Source organism: Microseira sp. BLCC-F43 (assembly GCF_041929235.1).
GTDB lineage: Bacteria > Cyanobacteriota > Cyanobacteriia > Cyanobacteriales > Aerosakkonemataceae > Microseira.
The window spans coordinates 102,410-120,631 of record NZ_JBHFNP010000040.1; the positions used below are offsets into that span (position 1 = coordinate 102,410).

12 protein-coding genes are annotated in these 18,222 nt (G+C 43.4%); 8 read left to right on the forward strand and 4 right to left on the reverse strand.

Annotated elements, in window-relative coordinates:
• Positions 1–178 precede the first annotated feature (178 nt).
• Complete coding sequence (locus ACE1CM_RS06985; protein ID WP_374876676.1) at positions 179–7,822, forward strand: LamG-like jellyroll fold domain-containing protein; 7,644 nt, start codon at positions 179–181, stop codon at positions 7,820–7,822.
• Between the two features lie 806 nt (positions 7,823–8,628).
• Here ACE1CM_RS06985 and ACE1CM_RS06990 read toward each other — a convergent pair.
• Positions 8,629–9,726 (reverse strand): alkene reductase, encoded by a 1,098-nt coding sequence (locus tag ACE1CM_RS06990; RefSeq protein ID WP_374876677.1) that lies wholly within the window; start codon positions 9,724–9,726, stop codon positions 8,629–8,631.
• Between the two features lie 201 nt (positions 9,727–9,927).
• Between ACE1CM_RS06990 and ACE1CM_RS06995 the strand changes: the two genes are divergently transcribed.
• The 6 genes from ACE1CM_RS06995 (at position 9,928) to ACE1CM_RS07020 (ending at position 12,687) form a co-directional block, all read left to right on the forward strand.
• Positions 9,928–10,557, forward strand: a complete 630-nt coding sequence (locus ACE1CM_RS06995) for a Uma2 family endonuclease (protein WP_374876678.1) — start codon at positions 9,928–9,930, stop codon at positions 10,555–10,557.
• A gap of 82 nt (positions 10,558–10,639) precedes the next feature.
• Positions 10,640–10,771 carry a hypothetical protein gene (locus tag ACE1CM_RS07000; RefSeq protein WP_374876679.1) on the forward strand — a complete coding sequence of 44 codons (132 nt, stop codon included), beginning with the start codon at positions 10,640–10,642 and terminating at the stop codon, positions 10,769–10,771.
• Positions 10,772–10,779: 8 nt separating this feature from the next.
• Complete coding sequence (locus tag ACE1CM_RS07005) at positions 10,780–11,166, forward strand: hypothetical protein (protein WP_374876680.1); 387 nt, start codon at positions 10,780–10,782, stop codon at positions 11,164–11,166.
• Complete coding sequence (locus tag ACE1CM_RS07010; RefSeq protein ID WP_374876681.1) at positions 11,147–11,899, forward strand: DUF6232 family protein; 753 nt, start codon at positions 11,147–11,149, stop codon at positions 11,897–11,899. The genes ACE1CM_RS07005 and ACE1CM_RS07010 overlap by 20 nt, the downstream gene beginning before the upstream one ends.
• A gap of 20 nt (positions 11,900–11,919) precedes the next feature.
• Positions 11,920–12,186 carry a hypothetical protein gene (locus tag ACE1CM_RS07015; protein WP_374876682.1) on the forward strand — a complete coding sequence of 89 codons (267 nt, stop codon included), beginning with the start codon at positions 11,920–11,922 and terminating at the stop codon, positions 12,184–12,186.
• A 57-nt stretch (positions 12,187–12,243) separates the two neighbouring features.
• A complete protein-coding gene (locus ACE1CM_RS07020; RefSeq protein WP_374876683.1) occupies positions 12,244–12,687 on the forward strand; it encodes a hypothetical protein in 444 nt (147 codons plus the stop codon).
• A 279-nt stretch (positions 12,688–12,966) separates the two neighbouring features.
• Here the strand turns inward: ACE1CM_RS07020 and ACE1CM_RS07025 are convergent, their stop codons facing one another.
• The 3 genes from ACE1CM_RS07025 to ACE1CM_RS07035 all read right to left on the reverse strand — a co-directional run bounded on the left by ACE1CM_RS07025 (position 12,967) and on the right by ACE1CM_RS07035 (position 17,497).
• Positions 12,967–14,688, reverse strand: coding sequence for a diflavin flavoprotein (locus ACE1CM_RS07025; protein WP_374876684.1), 1,722 nt, complete (start codon positions 14,686–14,688; stop codon positions 12,967–12,969).
• 103 nt (positions 14,689–14,791) lie between these two features.
• Positions 14,792–15,331, reverse strand: coding sequence for a phosphate-starvation-inducible PsiE family protein (locus ACE1CM_RS07030; protein WP_374876685.1), 540 nt, complete (start codon positions 15,329–15,331; stop codon positions 14,792–14,794).
• A gap of 444 nt (positions 15,332–15,775) precedes the next feature.
• Positions 15,776–17,497, reverse strand: coding sequence for a diflavin flavoprotein (locus ACE1CM_RS07035; RefSeq protein WP_374876686.1), 1,722 nt, complete (start codon positions 17,495–17,497; stop codon positions 15,776–15,778).
• A 308-nt stretch (positions 17,498–17,805) separates the two neighbouring features.
• Between ACE1CM_RS07035 and ACE1CM_RS07040 the strand changes: the two genes are divergently transcribed.
• On the forward strand, positions 17,806–17,967 hold the full coding sequence (locus tag ACE1CM_RS07040; RefSeq protein ID WP_374876687.1) for a hypothetical protein: 162 nt from the start codon (positions 17,806–17,808) through the stop codon (positions 17,965–17,967).
• The last annotated feature ends 255 nt before the right edge of the window (positions 17,968–18,222 follow it).

The following is an 18,222-nucleotide window of genomic DNA, read 5'->3' on the forward strand; positions in this document are numbered from 1 at the left end:
TATCGGCTGTAGGTATTTTTAGGGTTTTGTCGGAATCCTACTAACATCTAAAATCAATAGGGCAATAGATAGACAAATGATGCTATTACACCTAGTTTCAAAGGTGTTTAGTTGCGTCATGCCTAGAAAATAGAGGCAAGTTTAGTAGTGATTTCAGTCGCAAAAGGAAGTTGCTCAAATGTTGTTGCAAAAAGCTAAAATTCAACATATCAATACCATTAGCCACGAAAGCAAAGTAGTAGTATTCGGTACAGATAGCGATGGCAAAATATGGTATACAGTTAAGCAAGATGGATTTGAAGATAGCTATCTTAATGTGCCAGCAGAGCAAAGAACAGGATGGGAAAATTGGCAAGAATTAATCTTTCCCGATGAAACAGACGACCGATCGGTAATCGATAAAGAAGCAGAAGAACTGACAGTTAAAGCTACGCCCAATCAATTTATTATTAAGTCGCGATACAAAACTAAAAACCAATCAGCCGTAGCACCTGTACAATTAATATCAGCCCTCGGTCATGTATATGTTTTTCGCCAATATAAGAGTAATACATTGTTAGTAGATCGCTTTGTATTGGATGGGCTAACTAACAAATTAACTAGGAAACTGGAAGTACGATTTAAGCGCAGCAGACAGAAGTATCAACCTAGTGAAAGCATGAATAAAAATGGGAATGCGCTGCAAAACGTTGATTCCCTAGACTTCCGAGATCCAGACGGAAATTTCTTTTATGAACCTACTACGGAATTGTGCTTAGTAAATAACCTGCAAAATGGTTGGTTTACAGTAGTGCTAGTACCGACCAAAGAAAACGATCGGCATCGCTGGCATATTTTTGCTTATAATAGCAGCAATCAAAAAGTTGAACTGACTACGATTCTGGCTTCTGAAGAGGGACTTTTTGATGTCAAAGACTATACCTTATTGGAACCAAAATCAGAAGATGATGAAACATTAATTCCTCGCAGTATTCCCGGAATTATCAAACGTACATTCGATTTGACTGTGGCTAAAATTACTGATGGATTGAGTGCCACAAAATACGACTTACAAACAGAAAAGAAAATTCCTGGCGGGGAGGTGCAATTAATTAAGAAAACTAGCCGTTTAATGCTGGCAGTTCCCACCGATAAAGGCACAGCAGCAATAAGTTTTGCGATCGCCTCTGATGGAACTTTATCTGAAATCAACGAAACCCCAACCTCAACTGTACTTCGCAGTAATGAACGGGAGATTTTATTACCTTTAAATACCTTGGATGAAATTAAATCTATCGCCGGAGTTATGCCACCCCAAGGCAAGATTATGGGTATAGAAAGAGGTAGCGACGATCCTGTTGAAGAAGCAGAAGATAAAATCAGAATCATCTCGGATACAGAGATAGATTTAGAAGATGGCGATCGGGTAAAAATTCACGGTACGCTGAGTTATAACGGCGTATATCAAGTCAGTCAGATCGATGCTAATACCTTTGCCATCAACAATAAATGGTCGAGTAGCGAATTAGGTTTTTGGGAAAAGCAAGAAGAAGATAAAAATCTAATTTTTGATGGTCAGATTAGCAGTTATCAAATTACAGCAGATGGTCAATTACAGATTAAAGCTTTTAATCACGGTCTAGAAAATGGCGATGAAGTGCAGATTATTGGTAGTCAAAGCCTAAACGATGCCTATCCTGTCATCAAAATTAATAGTCATAGCTTTGCGCTAGAACGCCTGTGGGGAACAGTAGAAGCAGTCAACATCAAACTGCAATCTCGAAAACGTCGCGGCATCATTTTTGATGGTAAAGATGATTTTGTTGCCACTGAGGATCCGTTTGCAAACAATACAGAATTTACGATCGCACTCTGGGTAAAACCTACGGCAATTAACGACGGAAGTTTTCACGGATTTATTGGCAAACAAGGCGATAAATATCGCAAACCCGGATTGTGGATATCCGACAGTAATGGCGGATTGCATTACGATTCTTACAGTGTTGAAGGCAGCAGATATGCCGGGATACTAACTAATTTCTTTAATGTAGCAAATCAGTGGATTCATGTTGCTTGGGTGAAGAAAGGAGCAGAATATAAATTTTACCGCAATGGCGAACTATTTGCTACTCAACCAGCGCCTAAAGAGTTTTACACCAAGGAGAGTAGTGAGTATCACATCGGCAAAGTAGACAATTTTTGGCAGGGTGAAATAGCCGAGGTTCGCATTTGGAAACAAGCCAGCACTCCCGAAGAAATTAAAAATACCATGTACCTACAATTGACAGGTAAAGAAGCCGGTTTAGTAGGTTACTGGCGTTTAGGCGCGATCGCAGAAGGTAAAGAACGCAAAACGGCAGATTTTTCCGTTAATGCTAATGATGGCATCGTCTATGGTGGCGCTTATGTAGGTGGAGTTACCCTACCCCGCAGTCTTGCTTCCCAAACATCACTGGTAGTTAAATACAGCAATCCAGAATTATTTGCTGTTACTCAACAAGAAACCTACGAAGAAAGCTTTGAGTTCAAAGTCAACAGCAATACAGCCATAGATATCAATAACGTTGATAACTTAGGCAATAAGATTTTCTTGATGTCTTATTGGGGGAAAACTAGCCGCAGTGCTGAAGAGAAAATTTCGTTTTCCGCAGTGCAGAATCAATTTCAAAATTTGGGTGATGGTTGGTATCTTGCCTCTTGTCGCTTTACCGTCCCCGAAAACATTTCTATGCTGCGCTGTTTTGAAATTGCTCAAGTGCGGGGAACTTGGAACTCGCTGGAAATTCGCAAGCATCGCATCCGCTTAGTCTCTGATGCAATTACTGAAGCTAAGTATAACGATACAGTGACTTTAACTAGCATTGTCGATCGCTATGCAGCTTTAGAAAAGGACTCAAAAATATTCGCCAGTAAAGAAGGTGAAGAATCTCGCCTACTCAAAGAAAAATTGCGGCTAGAAAAAGAATTAGCGCAACTAGCTTCAATTCCTAAACTCCAGCAACGGTTAAACGAATTGAAATGGTTCGGTTTCAGGTTGGTATTTGAAGAAACATCTCTACGGAATATTTACGAAACTGAAAAAAACAATCCCCTCAATTACTGGTGTCGGCTTAAAAATGGCTTAAATCCCGAAAATGGTTATGGGGCGGATTGCTATATGTATCGCGCTCATCCAACCAATGTTCAAGTTGCCAACTACGAAGAAAATTTGCGAGAATATTGGAAATTTGAATTAGATGGTAGTGGATACTACCGCCTCAAAAATGGCCTTTCTCCAGAAAATGGCTACGGTGAAGATTGTTATCTTCATCGCCAACATCCCACTAATGTAGGAGTCGCTACACAAGATAACAATTGGCGGCAATTTTGGAAATTAGAAGACCAAGGTAATGGATATTACCTGCTCAAAAATGGCTTAAATCCAGAAAATGGGTATGGCAGCGATTGTTACTTATATCGGGATCATCCTACCAACGTTATAGTTGCCACTAATAACAATAATTGGCGACTTTTTTGGAAGCTAGAAAAAACCGCAATGGTGGCCTACCCTAGCAAAATTGATGAGGCTGAAGCTGCTTGGAGTCAAAAACTAGCTGAATTACAAAGAACGCAACAACAAATAGCTGGTCTTGAAGCTTTCTTGCAATTGGGACTTTCCAGGAAAGCTGAATTAGAAGCACAGCTAGCCAATGTAAATAATCAACTCAATCAGTTGCGAAATGAGCTGAATCAACTCAATACTAACTTGCTGGCAGCGATTAAAAATATTCAGCTAACTCCTCAATCTATGCGAGTAGTGCATAAAGTAACAAAAGGCTCCCAAGCTGGACTAGAAACCACCGGAGGAATGTTAGAATTTGTCCGAACGGGTAGCCGTATCAGTGCCATAGAAACTTGCGAAGGTAACGTCCAATTAAGTTACTTTGATACTCAAGGACGAATGCGGTTAACAAATTATGATGCTACTTCAGATAGCCGTAATATTGCCTTTGAACAATGGATGCCCGAACCATTGCGAACTTGTCTCAACTTCAATAACACTAACAGCTTAGTGGAATTAAACGCTCCGATTTTAATCAATGAGGAATGGACAGTTGAAACTTGGTTTTGCTATCCGTTTAATGACAAAATAACTTGGCGCGTTTTAGTCAGCGATGGTAATGGGGTTGAGAACCAAATTGTAGTCTACAACCAAGTGCAATTAGGAACTCGGATTAATGGTTTCTTCCATGATAGTGGCTACAGCTTGGAAAATCTATCTTCGGGCTGGCATCATCTCATAGCGATGGGCGAAGGTACAGGCGATAAAACTACCACTACCTTCTATATAGACGGACAAAAAGTAGGAGAACCAATTGTCGCCAAGCCATCAATTAGCTTGAACGGACAGAAGGAACATCTAGTATTAGCACCCGAAAGTATCCCGGTTGGCAATGAAATTACCATTAGTTTTTGGGTAAAAGGTGACACTTCCCTACCCAAAGAAACATCAATAATTGAAGCCGTTGATGGTAAAAATAACCGGATTTTAAACATACATCTACCTTGGTCTGACGGCACAATTTACTTTGATTGTGGTAGTGAGGGCAAAGATTTTGACCGCATTGAAAAAGCTGCCCAACAAAATGAATATGAAGGAACCTGGACGCATTGGGCATTTGTGAAAAGTGTTGGACTGGGAGAAATGTCAATTTACCGGAATGGTATCTTATGGCATACTGCCACAGGGAAAACTAAACCTTTGCCCAAAACAGCCCAAGTCAAACTAGGCAGACTCGCGTTAGAAGATCGGTGTTACTATCATGGAGCGATCGCAGATCTCAGAATCTGGAATCGCGCCCGCACTCAAGAAGAAATTCAATCCGATTTTGGCAAAACTCTCAAAGGCGAACAAAATGGGTTAGTAGGATATTGGACATTTGCTAACAATGCCGCTAAAGATTCCAGTGCAAGCAAACGGGATGCGACTATAGTTGGTACGCCCAAATTTGAAACAATTTTAGGCCGCAGTACCGGACAAATCCAAATTATTGGCAATCAAAAAACTGGCGGTCATCAAAGCGGAAAACTAGCAGAAGTCCGGATTTGGGCAATGGCATTGAAGCCAGAAGAAATTGAGATCAATAGTAAAATCTTTCTCAGTGGCAATGAACCAGGACTATTAGGATATTACCCACTCAATGAAGCTACAGGTACAGAAGTTCGAGATGCTACAGGTAGCGGACGCAACGGCACAATTCAAGGCGCAAGTTGGTGGAATTGCACCGCCGTAATTGGCAACCTGGGACATAAAGTTATTCAGTTTGATGGTAAGAATGATTTCATTTCTCTACCTGCCTTGAATGCCGATTTTTCCCAAGGTTTAACCGTAGAAGCTTGGGTTTACTACAACAGCTTCAATAGTTGGTCGCGGGTGATGGATTTTGGCATCGGTAAGGATCAAGATAATATCGTTTTCGCAAATCCAGGAACAACAAACAATCTCGTTTTAAATATTCGTAGGGGGTCTGCAGATACTCAAATTCAAGCATCTGGAGTATTGCAAACAGGTGTATGGATGCACCTAGCGGGAACTGTGGATGCAGCAGGTAATGCCAAACTCTACAAAGATGGGCAACTAATTCAAAGCGGAAAAATAAATCTTCCCAATAATGTCAATCGCACTAGCAATTACATCGGCAATAGTAATTGGACAGGAGATGGTTTCTTCAACGGCAAAATGGCTGAATTTCGGTTGTGGAAAAAAGCTCGCACCATAGAAGAAATTCAAGCAGCGATGAACGAACCTCTCACCGGGCCACAAACAGATTTGGTGCTTTACTTACCTTTGAGTGAAACTAAGCCCGAAGGTGCAGCACTCAAAACTCCCGATTTAGCAGGTAGTAACTCTGGTACGGTGAATGAAGCGATCGTCGTTGCTGACAACACTCTACCAATTGGTAGTAGTGCATTAGTTAGTTGCGAATACAGTACCGTTAGTATCGATCCAATCACCCGCCGTAAATCTGCATTAATGCGGCGTTTCTTTGCTTACCCTGCCCTCAATGGTGTTAACTTACTGCCCGATAAACGGATTGAACAACTCAATTTGAAATGGATTGGTAACGCTCAATTTGCGCCTACTTTATTGGGTTATATAGAAGGAGCGCCTCCCATTCCTAGCGAAAACTTGACAGAATCAGACGATTATAACGGTGCAACTTCCGTCGAACTCACCATATCAGAAGATGTAGAATTTAGCTGGAATCGATCGCAAGAAAGCGGTTTAGGTGCAACTATTGACCTATTTGTTGGCTCGGATACGGAAGTTTTGACAGGTGGGGGCGTAGGTGCAATTGTTCTGGAAAAATCAGGAGCAATTGTTGGCGGACAAGGAAACCGTGATTTCAACTACCAATTCATCAACGAAAGTAACATTACTTCCAGTTCCTCTCAACAAATGACTGACAAGCTGGAATTACGAGGAACCCAAGAAACATCTGCTAAGTTCTCTCACTTGGGTAAACGATTTATTCCCAAAAATGTCGGCTATGCTTTGGTGATTTCTAGTTTGGCGGATGTATTTATTACCAAACTTGCTCGTAGTGGCAAAATGGTAGGTTATCAAGTTCAGCCGGTTGAGGGAATTTCCCCAGATGTAAATACTATTACCTTCTTGCTCAATCCTACTTACACCATGAATGGTAGTTTGGATGGCTTAACAGGCAGTAATGCTACTAGCGATCGCTTCTTCCGCCACGTTCCCGAAATGCGAAGTCAGTACGGATCTTTGTATCCTGCCAGTTACTATCGTCTCCAAGAAGCCTACGATCTTAAACAGCAAATTGAACGGGAAGACAAGCGGCGAGAATCTTATTTTGCCCAGTTTAATGTCAGACTAATCGATGAAACTTCTTTAGACAGAGAAGTTGGGAGTGGCGAAGTTCCGGTTGGTATTTCCTTGCAACGAGAAGAAGATAAAGCTACGACTGGTACCACTACTAACGCAGACAAGGAAGCTGCCCAACAAGCACAACTCGATAAATTCAACCAAGAGTTAGAAAATAGCGCCCAAAAACAATCAGAATTAGCCAAGAAAAAGAAAGCAGAAATTCAATCCAAGATTGACGATCTGGAAAAACGCAAGCACGCCACCGATAGTTTTGCCGGTTGGCAAAAGCGCATGGAAGATATCCAGGCTCGCTCTGGAAAGCGCAATATCGTCAACACCTATGTTTGGGATGCAGATGGTGGTTTGCGGGCGGAAGCTCAAAGTTTTGCTAGTACTGCAGAACACACTATTGGTGGTTCATTTACCTTAGACGCTGGGTTAGGATTTCGCGGAGAGTTTGATATTGGACCAGCGGCTACTGAATTAACTGCCTTAGCCACTGTGAATATGACTCAAACCATGACTAAAACTGAGGTTCGTAGCAAGGGAATTGAGTTAAGTGTCGATCTCAGTGGCGTAGAAAGTAAGGGAATTACTGATTACAACGATTACCCAATTATACCTGGAGAAAAAGTCGATCGCTATCGGTTTATGAGCTTCTATCTCGAGGGTAGTAACAGCAACTTCTACGACTTTTTTAACTATGTCGTTGACCCAGAATGGCTGCAAAGTAACGACGAAGAAGCCCGCGCTTTGCGTCAGGTAATGGTAGGTAAACCCAACAAAGCTTGGCGCGTGCTGCACCGTGTTACTTATGTAGAACGTCCAGCACTGATGGGCTTTGGTCGGGATCTTCGTTCCCTCAAACAAGAAGAAGAAATCGACGCAATTAAGGAGTTGGCTAAAAAACAAAAAGCCCTGGAAGAAAAACTCGATCAAATTATGGCTTTACTCAAGCAGAAATTACCGTAATACTCGTTGAGTTACTCCTTGTCTAGTCGTTAAGACGCCGGAAAAATTTCAATATTCTATCCTTTGCACGGTCTTTGACCGTGCTTTTTTTGCGCTGCATAATTAATACCAAATCCGGGTTGAATGTGAGTTCGATACCCAAAGCATATCCTGGGATATAAATTTTCTGATCAACAGAACTTACGCATCGATCCCCCCAACCCCCAATGGCAAGGGGGGCTTTCCGCTTGCCTCCAAAGCGGGCTTTGCGCTTGCCCTGCCCCCAAAGCGGGCTTTCCGGTTCCCCCAATGCCTTGGGGGGCTTTCCGCTTGCCCTGCCCCCAAAGCGGGCTTTCCGGTTCCCCCAAAGCGGGCTTTCCGGTTCCCCCAAAAGGGACTTTGCGCTTGCCCTGCCCCCAAAGCGGGCTTTCCGGTTCCCCCAAAGCGGGCTTTGCGCTTGCCCTGCCCCCAAAGCGGGCTTTCCGGTTCCCCCAAAGCGGGCTTTGCGCTTGCCCTGCCCCCAAAGCGGGCTTTCCGGTTCCCCCAAAGCGGGCTTTCCGGTTCCCCCAAAGGGGACTTTGCGCTTGCCCTGCCCCCAAAGCGGGCTTTCCGGTTCCCCCCTTGGCAAGGGGGGCTAGGGGGGATCGGCATATGAAGCATTGCGTGCATAAGTCCTGATAAATTCACACCTCGCACTGGGCAGGCGGGACGCCTACCCCACAACAATTGGGGATCTCTTGTGGGGTGGGCAGGAAAGCCCGCGCCTACCCCACAACAATTGGGGATCTCTTGTGGGGTGGACAGGAAAGCCCGCCTTATGTTTAGATTTACGCCGCCAATGCTGGATAATCGGTGTAACCTTGCTCTAAATTATTGTCTCCCATTCCATAAAATGTTTTGGGATTTGGCGGATTCAATTCTGCATCGGCTATAAAGCGTTGAGGTAAATCTGGATTAGAAATAAATAACTTGCCAAAGGACACTAAATCGGCATCACCAGAGGCAATAACTGTATTTCCTTTCGCTTTATCGTAGCCGCCATTGCTAATAATTGTACCGCTGTAAATTGGACGGAAAATCGGCAAAACTGGATTCAGAACTTCTCGCGTTGCTAAATCTTGTTCGTTGGGTTCCATCAGGTGAATGTAAGCCAGGTTATAGCGATTTAGAGCATCAATAACATAACTAAAAGTTGCCTTGGGATTTGAATCTTGCATCCCGTAGAAACTGTTGCTGGGGGAAAGTTTAATTCCGACGCGATCGCTTCCCCAAACACTTGTCACCGCTTCCATCACTTCCAGCAAAAAGCGGGCGCGGTTTTCCATCGACCCGCCGTATATATCGCTACGTTGATTAGAGCCATCTTGCAGAAACTGATCGATTAAATAACCAAACGCGCCGTGCAACTCAACACCATCGAATCCTGCTTGCATTGCATTTTCTGCACCTTGGCGGAACTCTGCGACAATCTCTGGGATTTCCTCAGTTTCTAAAGCGCGTGGTGTATCGATATTTACTTTGCCCATGGGAGTGTGGAGAGTGCCTGGGGCAGCGATCGCACTAGGCGCAACGGGCAATTCCCCATTTAGCAAGGCAGGATGACTTACGCGCCCGCTGTGCCACAATTGCAAGAAAATCTTGCCACCTTTAATATGAACCGCTTCCGTAACTTGTTTCCATCCCTCGATTTGTTCGGGTGAGTAAATACCCGGACAATTCATGTATCCATTACTCAGGGGAGAAACCATCGTGCATTCAGTAATAATTAAACCAGCAGATGCCCGTTGAGCATAGTAAGTCGCCATTAAAGAATTGGGAATTGAATTAACAGCACGCAGGCGAGTCATCGGTGCCATCACAATCCGATTGGGTAAGGTATAAGCACCAACTTGAACGGCAGAGAAAAGATTGTTTTCGGTATTCATAGGGTTCTATATTTAAGCGCCAGAATCATCATAGCTCTAGCTTGCACTTGCAGATGTGCTTCTGGAAACAACAAGAACCGAGCAACCAGGGGTAAAATTTAGGAAAAAATGATACACTATTGAGGAGTACAATTAAATGTTTTGAATTGGTTAGCTTATCTGAGAACTATATTAGCAATTCGCTCCTAAATCAGTAACCTTATGACTGTCTCGCTTGCTCAACCACAAGAAATAATCCATTTATCGGGTATCAGTTGGCAGACTTATGAAACCTTGCTAAAGGAACTGAGCGATCGCCGACTGCGCCTCACCTATAATCGCGGCTACCTTGAAATCATGGCTCCATCCTACGAACACGAAAACTACAAGGAAGTATTGGGTGACTTTGTTAAAACCATAGCTCAAGAGTTAAAAGTTAAAATTGCACCTTGTGGTTCGACTACTTTTAAAGTAGCAGAACTCGGTGGTTCTGAACCAGACGCATGTTTTTACATTAAAAATATAAGTGCGATTAAAGGGAAAAAAAGGATTGACTTAGAAACAGATCCACCCCCAGACTTAGTAGTTGAAATTGATATCACCAGTAGTTCCAGAAATCGTTTCCAAGTTTATGCAGATATGGGAGTGCCTGAAATATGGCTCTATGACGGCAAATCTTTCAGTATTAATATTCTCCAGGATCTAGAGTACGTTACTTCTAGTAAAAGTCTAGCTTTTCCTAATCTACCCCTATCCGAAATTAATCGATTTTTACAACAAGCGGAGACTAAGGATTATTTAGAATTAATAGCGGAATTTCGCGACTGGGTTAAGAGTAAAATTCAGCAATGAGTAATTGCTACCGGCTCAACCAGAGATAAAATTTAGGAAAAATGATACACTTGAAGAATATCTGCACGTAGCGGATTCTCAGATGACTCAACCACAAAACCCTCAGCCTACTTCGACTACACCACAACCTCAATCCGTCCCGTTAACTCAACCACAAAACTCTCAGCCTACTTCGACTACACCACAACCTCAATCCGTCCCGTTAACTCATTAACTCAAACTGTGCAACCAAAGACTAGATTAGGTAGGAGGAAAGAGGTAATTTTAAAGAACATCTGGGAGCCTCTGGATTTTCTGGGTAAGAGTTTAATGGGGGATTTGTGGAGAACTACTTATTTATCAATTCAGGATGCGATCGCTCTCAGCATTCTGTTACAAGTTCCAGGTTTAATCGGGCAGTGGATTATCGGTAAAAGCTTTTCCGATTTTAGCGTTTGTCTTAAAGAAAGTGCCTTAAGTCCAACACGATATGCTTGCTTTATTATCGTAACATCTGATTTTTTGCTTTGGATTGTGCTTGCTGGTCGAATTATCGGTCGTTTCTGGGCAGATTTGAAAGATTTGAGGCAAGGTAACCGAAGAGGTGGATATGGCTCTGGTCAACCGTAGAAAAATTAGTCTATATGATGAAGCCAAAGCTGGATTTAGTTCGCTGGTTCAGCAAACGGCTCAAGTTGGTCTAGGTTTGTTGGTTATTCTTTTATTAACTGGTGGTAACCCACCGGGTTTTATTGTGGCATTGAGCTTTTTCGGGGGGATAGGATTTGTAGCTTGGAGGGAAAAGCAGCGGCTCTCCCAGACTGAACAATTACCAGAGGAGCAACCAGACCGTAGCCGCTCCGTAGACGTTGACAAGCAGCAGTTTACCCAATCTGAGCAGTCGCTAAAAGAACCACAAAATTCGCATACTGTCACTAAGTCATCTAAAAAAGCCCTTTACAACAAAAATCAGGTTCGCATCACTAGGAATTTGCTTGAGTATAGAGGAACAGAGTATCAAATTCGGAACATTTGCCAAGTCCTGCTGGAAAAGGAACTAGCTTATGAGCAATCCTTGAGCAGTTTCACCATTCTGGCTTTTCTATTGATAGCAGCGGCTTTGTACTTCTTCGATCTGCCAGAGTTAATTATACTGGGAGCGATACTGGTTTTACTTTGGATTTTCAACCCAACCGAGGTAGAGCCTACATACAAGTTAATCGTCACTACCAATCAAGGGGAAGTAATCACCCTCGAACCTAAAAATAGTGACGATCTCAAACAGATGAAAGCCGCGTTAGAAAAAGCGATTGATATGTCTGATGAGCGGTCGAGTGAGCTTATGGATGAGCGCAAAACTTAAGCAGATCAATTTCTATAGAAATGCTAACCATAATTGAGATCAACGACCCTGGAGCAGTGCTAAAGTCGAAAGGGTTTATAGAAAATCCAAATCGTCCCGGAAGTTGGGGTAAATATGATGGCCCAAATGGCAGATTTAGGGAATATTGGCGACTGGACAAAGCAGAATTAGGAAAACCAGGTTGGCGGGGTCAAGATCATGTTCACCACTATGGCAGCAAACAACATTTAGACCCCAATACGCCATTTGACCCAGATGCACCCTATCCTGGAACCCCATCTCCCTAGTGCAGCTCGGATCTATTTTATTCTAGTGATAGACAGTCTAAGGAGGATAAACAGTTTATGGCTATCTTACTAAAAAATTTAGATATTCTTGAATGGCTGTGGCATGACGCTGATATTTACAAGCTACAGGCATCTTGGTCAGATAATGGGGAAATATTGGTAAATTTTAGATGTGAAATCAACCCAGAAGAGTCAAGGCAACCTCTATTCGATTTGGGAATTAAAACGAGTATTGTAGATGTCCAATTTCGTAATGTGTGGCGTCTGAAAACAGATTTCGTGGGTGACATGGCATCGAGGGAAGTTATTCTAGATTGGTGCGTTATCGAACCATCGCCTTTGATTTCACAAATTAGAAACAACGGTGCAGCGACTGATATAGATCTCTTTCATCACCAGATTAAAGGTTCTGGGGGGTCTACTGTTGATATTGTGTTTGAACAGATTTGGCTGGAACAAGCGATATCAGAAATGAAGGAAATGACGCATTCTTTTACTTGAGGCAGATTTTATATTGTTTCCGAGCGATCGCCGATAATATTGCCACAAGACTTACGCACGACGAGTCCAGGAAATCTTGGTAAATTTCAGATGTCAAATTAAGGCAATGGTGCGTTACACTTCGTTAACGCACCCTACAGATAGGGGTTTTAGGTAAGTTCTAAGCATTTCAGTCAGTTTTAACTGACTTTAGCTTTCAGCCAGAAATTTATTTCTGGGCTATTTCTAGACAGATTGCAAATTCAAATCTAAAATCTGCAATCTGCCATCTGCAATTCCCTAATAATAGCTTCCCGACTTGCGATGATGCACCGCAGTTACGCCATCAGATTGAAGCACCTTACCATCTTCTGCTACGGCATAAACTAGCCAGTGGTCGCCGCATTCCATCCGGTTTTGTACGGTGCATTCGAGATAAGCAAGCGCACCGGAAAGAATGGCACAACCGTTGTTAGCTTCAGTCGTTTCCACATCGGCAAAACGGTTTTCGCCAGGGGCAAAAGATTTCATGAAATGCTTCCGGATTTGTCGCCCTTCTGCCAAGATATTCAAAACTAATTTATCCCCAATGTGGGTCATCGATTCAATTGCTCGATCTTTGGCGACGGCGACGGTAAAACCTGGAGGATTAAACGTCGCTTGCGATACCCAAGAAGCTAACATTGCACTTTCAGCATCGCCTTTTTTGGTCGTCATCACGCACAAAGATCCCAAAATTCTTCCTACTGCTTGTTCAGTACGCGCTGCTTGAGATTCGCCGACTGCTTGGCGGATGGGACGAACTTTTTTGGCGCGTTTGAGTGATTGGGCAAAGTCTGTTCCCGCTTCTTCGCACATTTGCAGCGTGGCGTCGGTGGGTTTAAATTTAACCCGAATGGTTTCAAAACCAAGTCTGTAACCCGCGTCTTTTAGCTTTCCTTCGAGTAAGTCTACTGCTTCTCCACTCCACCCAAAAGAACCGAATACGCCTGCTAATTTAGTTTTCGCAGCAGTGGATAAAACGATTCCCAATGCGGTTTGAATTTGCGTCGGTGCGTGTCCGCCAAGGGTGGGAGAACCGATAATAAATCCATCAGCTTTTTCAACGGCGGCTTGAATTTCTGCTGGTTCGGCAAATTCGCAGTTAATTGATTCTACACTGACGCCTGCTTTGGTAATGCCGTGGGCGATCGCTTGCGCCAATGCCGCTGTATTCCCATACGCCGAAGCATACAACAGCGTCACCGTTGCTTCCCTTTCCCTTTCTTGCTGGCTCCATTTCTGATAATCTTTGGTCAGATCGATCATCCCGTAGCGCACCAAAGGGCCGTGACCAGGGGCATAAAATTTAGGCTCAAATTCGCTAAATTTATCTAACGCGGTTTCCACTTGACGCGCGTGGGGTGCCATCAAACAATCGAAATAATAGCGCCGGTCTTCATTAAATATCGTTGACCCTTCATCAAATACTTGATCGCCGCAAATATGCGCCCCAAAAAACTTATCCGTATAGAGAATTTTTGTTTTTGGGTCGTAGGTACAAAGCGAATCAGGCCATCTCGGAGTTGGCGTCAAAATAAATTTTAAGTGATGGCCTTCACCTAAATCTAAACTTTCTTCACCCCGGATTACGTTAATTTTCAAATCTAAGTCTGGCAAGATGCCGCGCAATGCGATCGCACCCGGATTAGAACAGATAAAAGTAATTCCCGGTGACATTTCTAGCAATGCTTTTATCGTCACGCCCCGGTTAGGATTAACGTGTCCCAAAATCACGTAATCTATTTGTTTCGGATCGAAGCGTTTCTGCAATGCTGCCAAAAAGATTTCCGTGAACGATTCTCCCGGCGGATCGATTAAGGCGTTTTGCGTTCCTTCAATCAGATAGGTATTCGCAGTTGTTCCCCGTTGCAGCGCGTATTCGATTTCAAACTTGAGTCGATCCCAGGTGCGCGATCGCATCACCCTAGTCTCTGCTTCCAACGGAAAAACTTGGACATCGCGTTTTTTAATTGCTTGCATAGATTTATTTCCCTGTTTGCTAATTGCTAATTGCTAATTGCTAATAGGTAATTGGTAATTGGTAACAAATAACATTACCTATTACCTATTACCTATTACCATTTCATTCTTTATGTCTCAATCGACCATTTGTTTCTACTAAACTAAGGTTTTCTGTATATTCAGATGCTTCCTCTGGGGCGAATTCCTTGAATCGTTTGGCAATCCGACGTTCTGGGTCAATGCCGTTGAAAGTTGGCGGTAACCAAACTCGCACAACTAGCAGCATTGCCATCACGAGCAAAAACGCGCAAGTGGCTAATATTTGAGTCCATTCAGCTTCTAAAATTCCCCGCACGATCACTTCTCGTAATGCCGATACAATCGACACTTCCACCGCTACGCCGATCGATACTCGTTGTTCCTGCAAGTAAATAATCAGCAGTCGGAATAACTCGACTAAAATTAACAGAAATAAAATATCTGAAGTGACTTCTTTAAAGTTCAAAGGAGGCAACAGCGAGTAAAACATTCCTCGCAACTGTATCAGCATGAAGCAGAATAGGCCGATACATAAAGAAATTACAATTAAATCTTGAATGCCTTCCAGAACTTGCACTATCCGCTGACGATACAACCATTCATTTCTCATCGGTTGCTGCATATCAGATTCCTCTTGTTTGTTTGATTAGTATCTAGTTTACATTTAATTTCGTTTATAACTTACCCCTTTATCTATCAAATTTTTCTATGGTTCTCATCAATACTAAAGAAGTGGAATTCTGCAATTGCAGCGCAGTAGGGGCAAGGCGTCAGCAACATTCAATCGCTTTGTAGTAGCACAGCGTCAGCAACATTCAATCGCTTTGTAGTAGCACAGCGTCAGCAACATTCAATCGCTTTGTAGTAGCACAGCGTCAGCAACATTCAATCGCTTGAGTAGATTCTCTCATGCCGTGCTTTGTAGTAGCACGGCGTCAGCAACATTCAATCGCTTGAATAGATTCTCTCATGCCGTGCCCCTACCCCTGTGTTGGAATAACAATCGGTAATTGGTAATAGGAAAAAATCAACACCCATTACCAATTACCAATTACCAATTACCAAATTAGTAGTGATTTCCAACCTTGCGGTGGTGAACTGCTGTCAGTGCATCGGGTTTGGATACGCGACCCGATTGCACCGTGCTATAAACAATCCAGTGGTCGATACACTCCATACGGCTAACGACCTCGCATTCCATGTACGCGAGAGCATCTAATAGAATGGGAGAACCGTTTTCAGCGCGTTGGGTTTTAATTCCGGCAAAACGATCTGCACCGGGAGGGAAGCGCTTGAGGAAGTGCTTCATCAGCGGTTGGTAATTCGCTTCTTCCAGAACGTTTAGTACGAAGCGATCGCCCACGTGCATAATAGACTCGATCGCCCGGTCTTTTGCTACAGCAATGCTAACGCCCAAAGGTTGGAAACTCGCTTGCGACACCCAGGAAGCTAACATCGCCCCGGAAACATCGCCTTTTTGAGCGGTAATAATGTACAATCCACCGCTGATCCGACCTAGCGCTTTATCTAGTTCGTTATCCAGGGATTTCATTTGCTTGATGGAGCGATCGCGTGTCAGCCATTGTCCCATGTCTGTACCCGCTTCTTCGCATAGCTGGTAAGTTCCTTCCCCTGGAGTTTCGGTAATCCGAATTGGCTGAAATGCTTCTACCAATCCCAATTCGCGGAACTGATTCCGCAGCGTGTAAACCGACTCATCTTCTCCACCGCCTGATTCAAACAAGCCGATGCTTTGTTTGGCTTTCGCAGCTGCCAAAATTGTACCAATAGCCGCTTGAGCATTCGCACTCGCCGATACTGGCGGCATTCCGATAACTATACCAGCCGCGCTGCTGACCAATTCTCTAATTTCTTGCTGATCGGACGCTTTTAAGTCCATCATTTCTACAGCGACGCCGGTTTTGGTAATCCCGTGGGCGACGGCTTGGGAAATCCGATCGCTATATCCGTAATCAGAAACGTAAAATACTGCTACTGTGGTCGCTTCTTTTGCTTGTGCTTGACTCCACTTGCGATAGCGTCCCGTCAGTTCGCTCACGTGGTAGCGTAGCAGAGGGCCGTGTCCCGTCGCAATCGTGGTAATTTCCGGTAACTCACCCATCCGCTTGAGTGCAGACAAGACTGAGCGAGCATTTGGCCCCATCAAGCAATCGTAATAATAGCGGAAATCTTCTTCAATCGCGGCTAAATCTTGATCAAACGTGCTGCTGGAACAATAGTGCATTCCAAAAGCATCGCAGGTGTAGAGAATTTGGGTTTTATGGTCGAAACTGAAGCTTGTATCGGGCCAGTGTAAGTTAGGCGCAATCACAAATTCGATTTCATGCCCGTTACCCAAGTCGATGCGATCGCCGTTTTTAATTATCTTCTGTTTAAACGGCTGATGCACGAAACCTTCTAAAAACTGAATTGCCACTTTCGACCCCACGACGGTCACTTGGGGTGCTAATGCCAGAATATCTTTTACCAAACCACTGTGGTCTGGTTCGGTGTGGCTGATAATCAGATAATCAATTGCCGCTGGATCGATGAGGCCAGTCAGGGTATCGATATACTGCTGACGAAACTTCTCGTGGGAGGTATCTACCAGCGCCGTTTTCTCACCCCGAATCACAAAAGAGTTATATGTCGTGCCGTTTTGCAGTCCAAACTCAATGTCGAAGCGATCGCGATCCCAATCCAGCGAACGAATTGCCGTAGTATCTGCGGCAATTTCCACCGTCTCCATTGTCAGCCTGCGTTGGGCGCGTTCCGTTAGCACTACCATCGCGGGTCTCCTTGTTGGCTACTCATCTTTTTTTACTTGTCAATATTGTCACACAAATTTTTAATAAATTTTTATTAAAAAACCTATAGGGTCGTTAAGATTTATCAATATAACTTATGATGCAAGCGATCGCGGTCACAAAAAGCCCGGACTTGGGTTACAGGCAGAGGCTCAGTAGGAGCGCGGAGAGCCTGCGATCTCTTTCACAGTTTTTCCGGATTTAAGTCACAATTTTTCCCAATTAATCTCACTTTTAATTATTAAAAAATAACCCATAATAAATTACGGCCTAAACCCAAAGATTAAAAATGTCTACTTCCAAAGACTTTATTTTAATCAAGAATATCCTTTTAACTATTCCCTGTTACGACAAAGATGTCTCCGTGGTGCTTGAAGCCAGTGTTAACATAGATTTATCAGAGTTTCAATTAACCCAAGAAGAAGCTGATAAGCTGAGCAAAATTATGTAGAAATTGACCTGGAGTTTATCTGAAGCTTTATCTAAAGATTGCCTTGCCACTTGTATCTCTACCGAGATGCGACCCAAAGATAATATAAACCAATTATCTCCGCCCTAAATTACCCCCGGCGCTGCTACAAGATTACCTATATTCTGGGCGACGGTTGCGCCGAATCAAGCATCTATAGCATCCTTCGCGGTTGTTAAAATAGCTATTATTCAGGTGGAAAAAACGAAGAATAGATAAAAATACCAGATTCCAGCT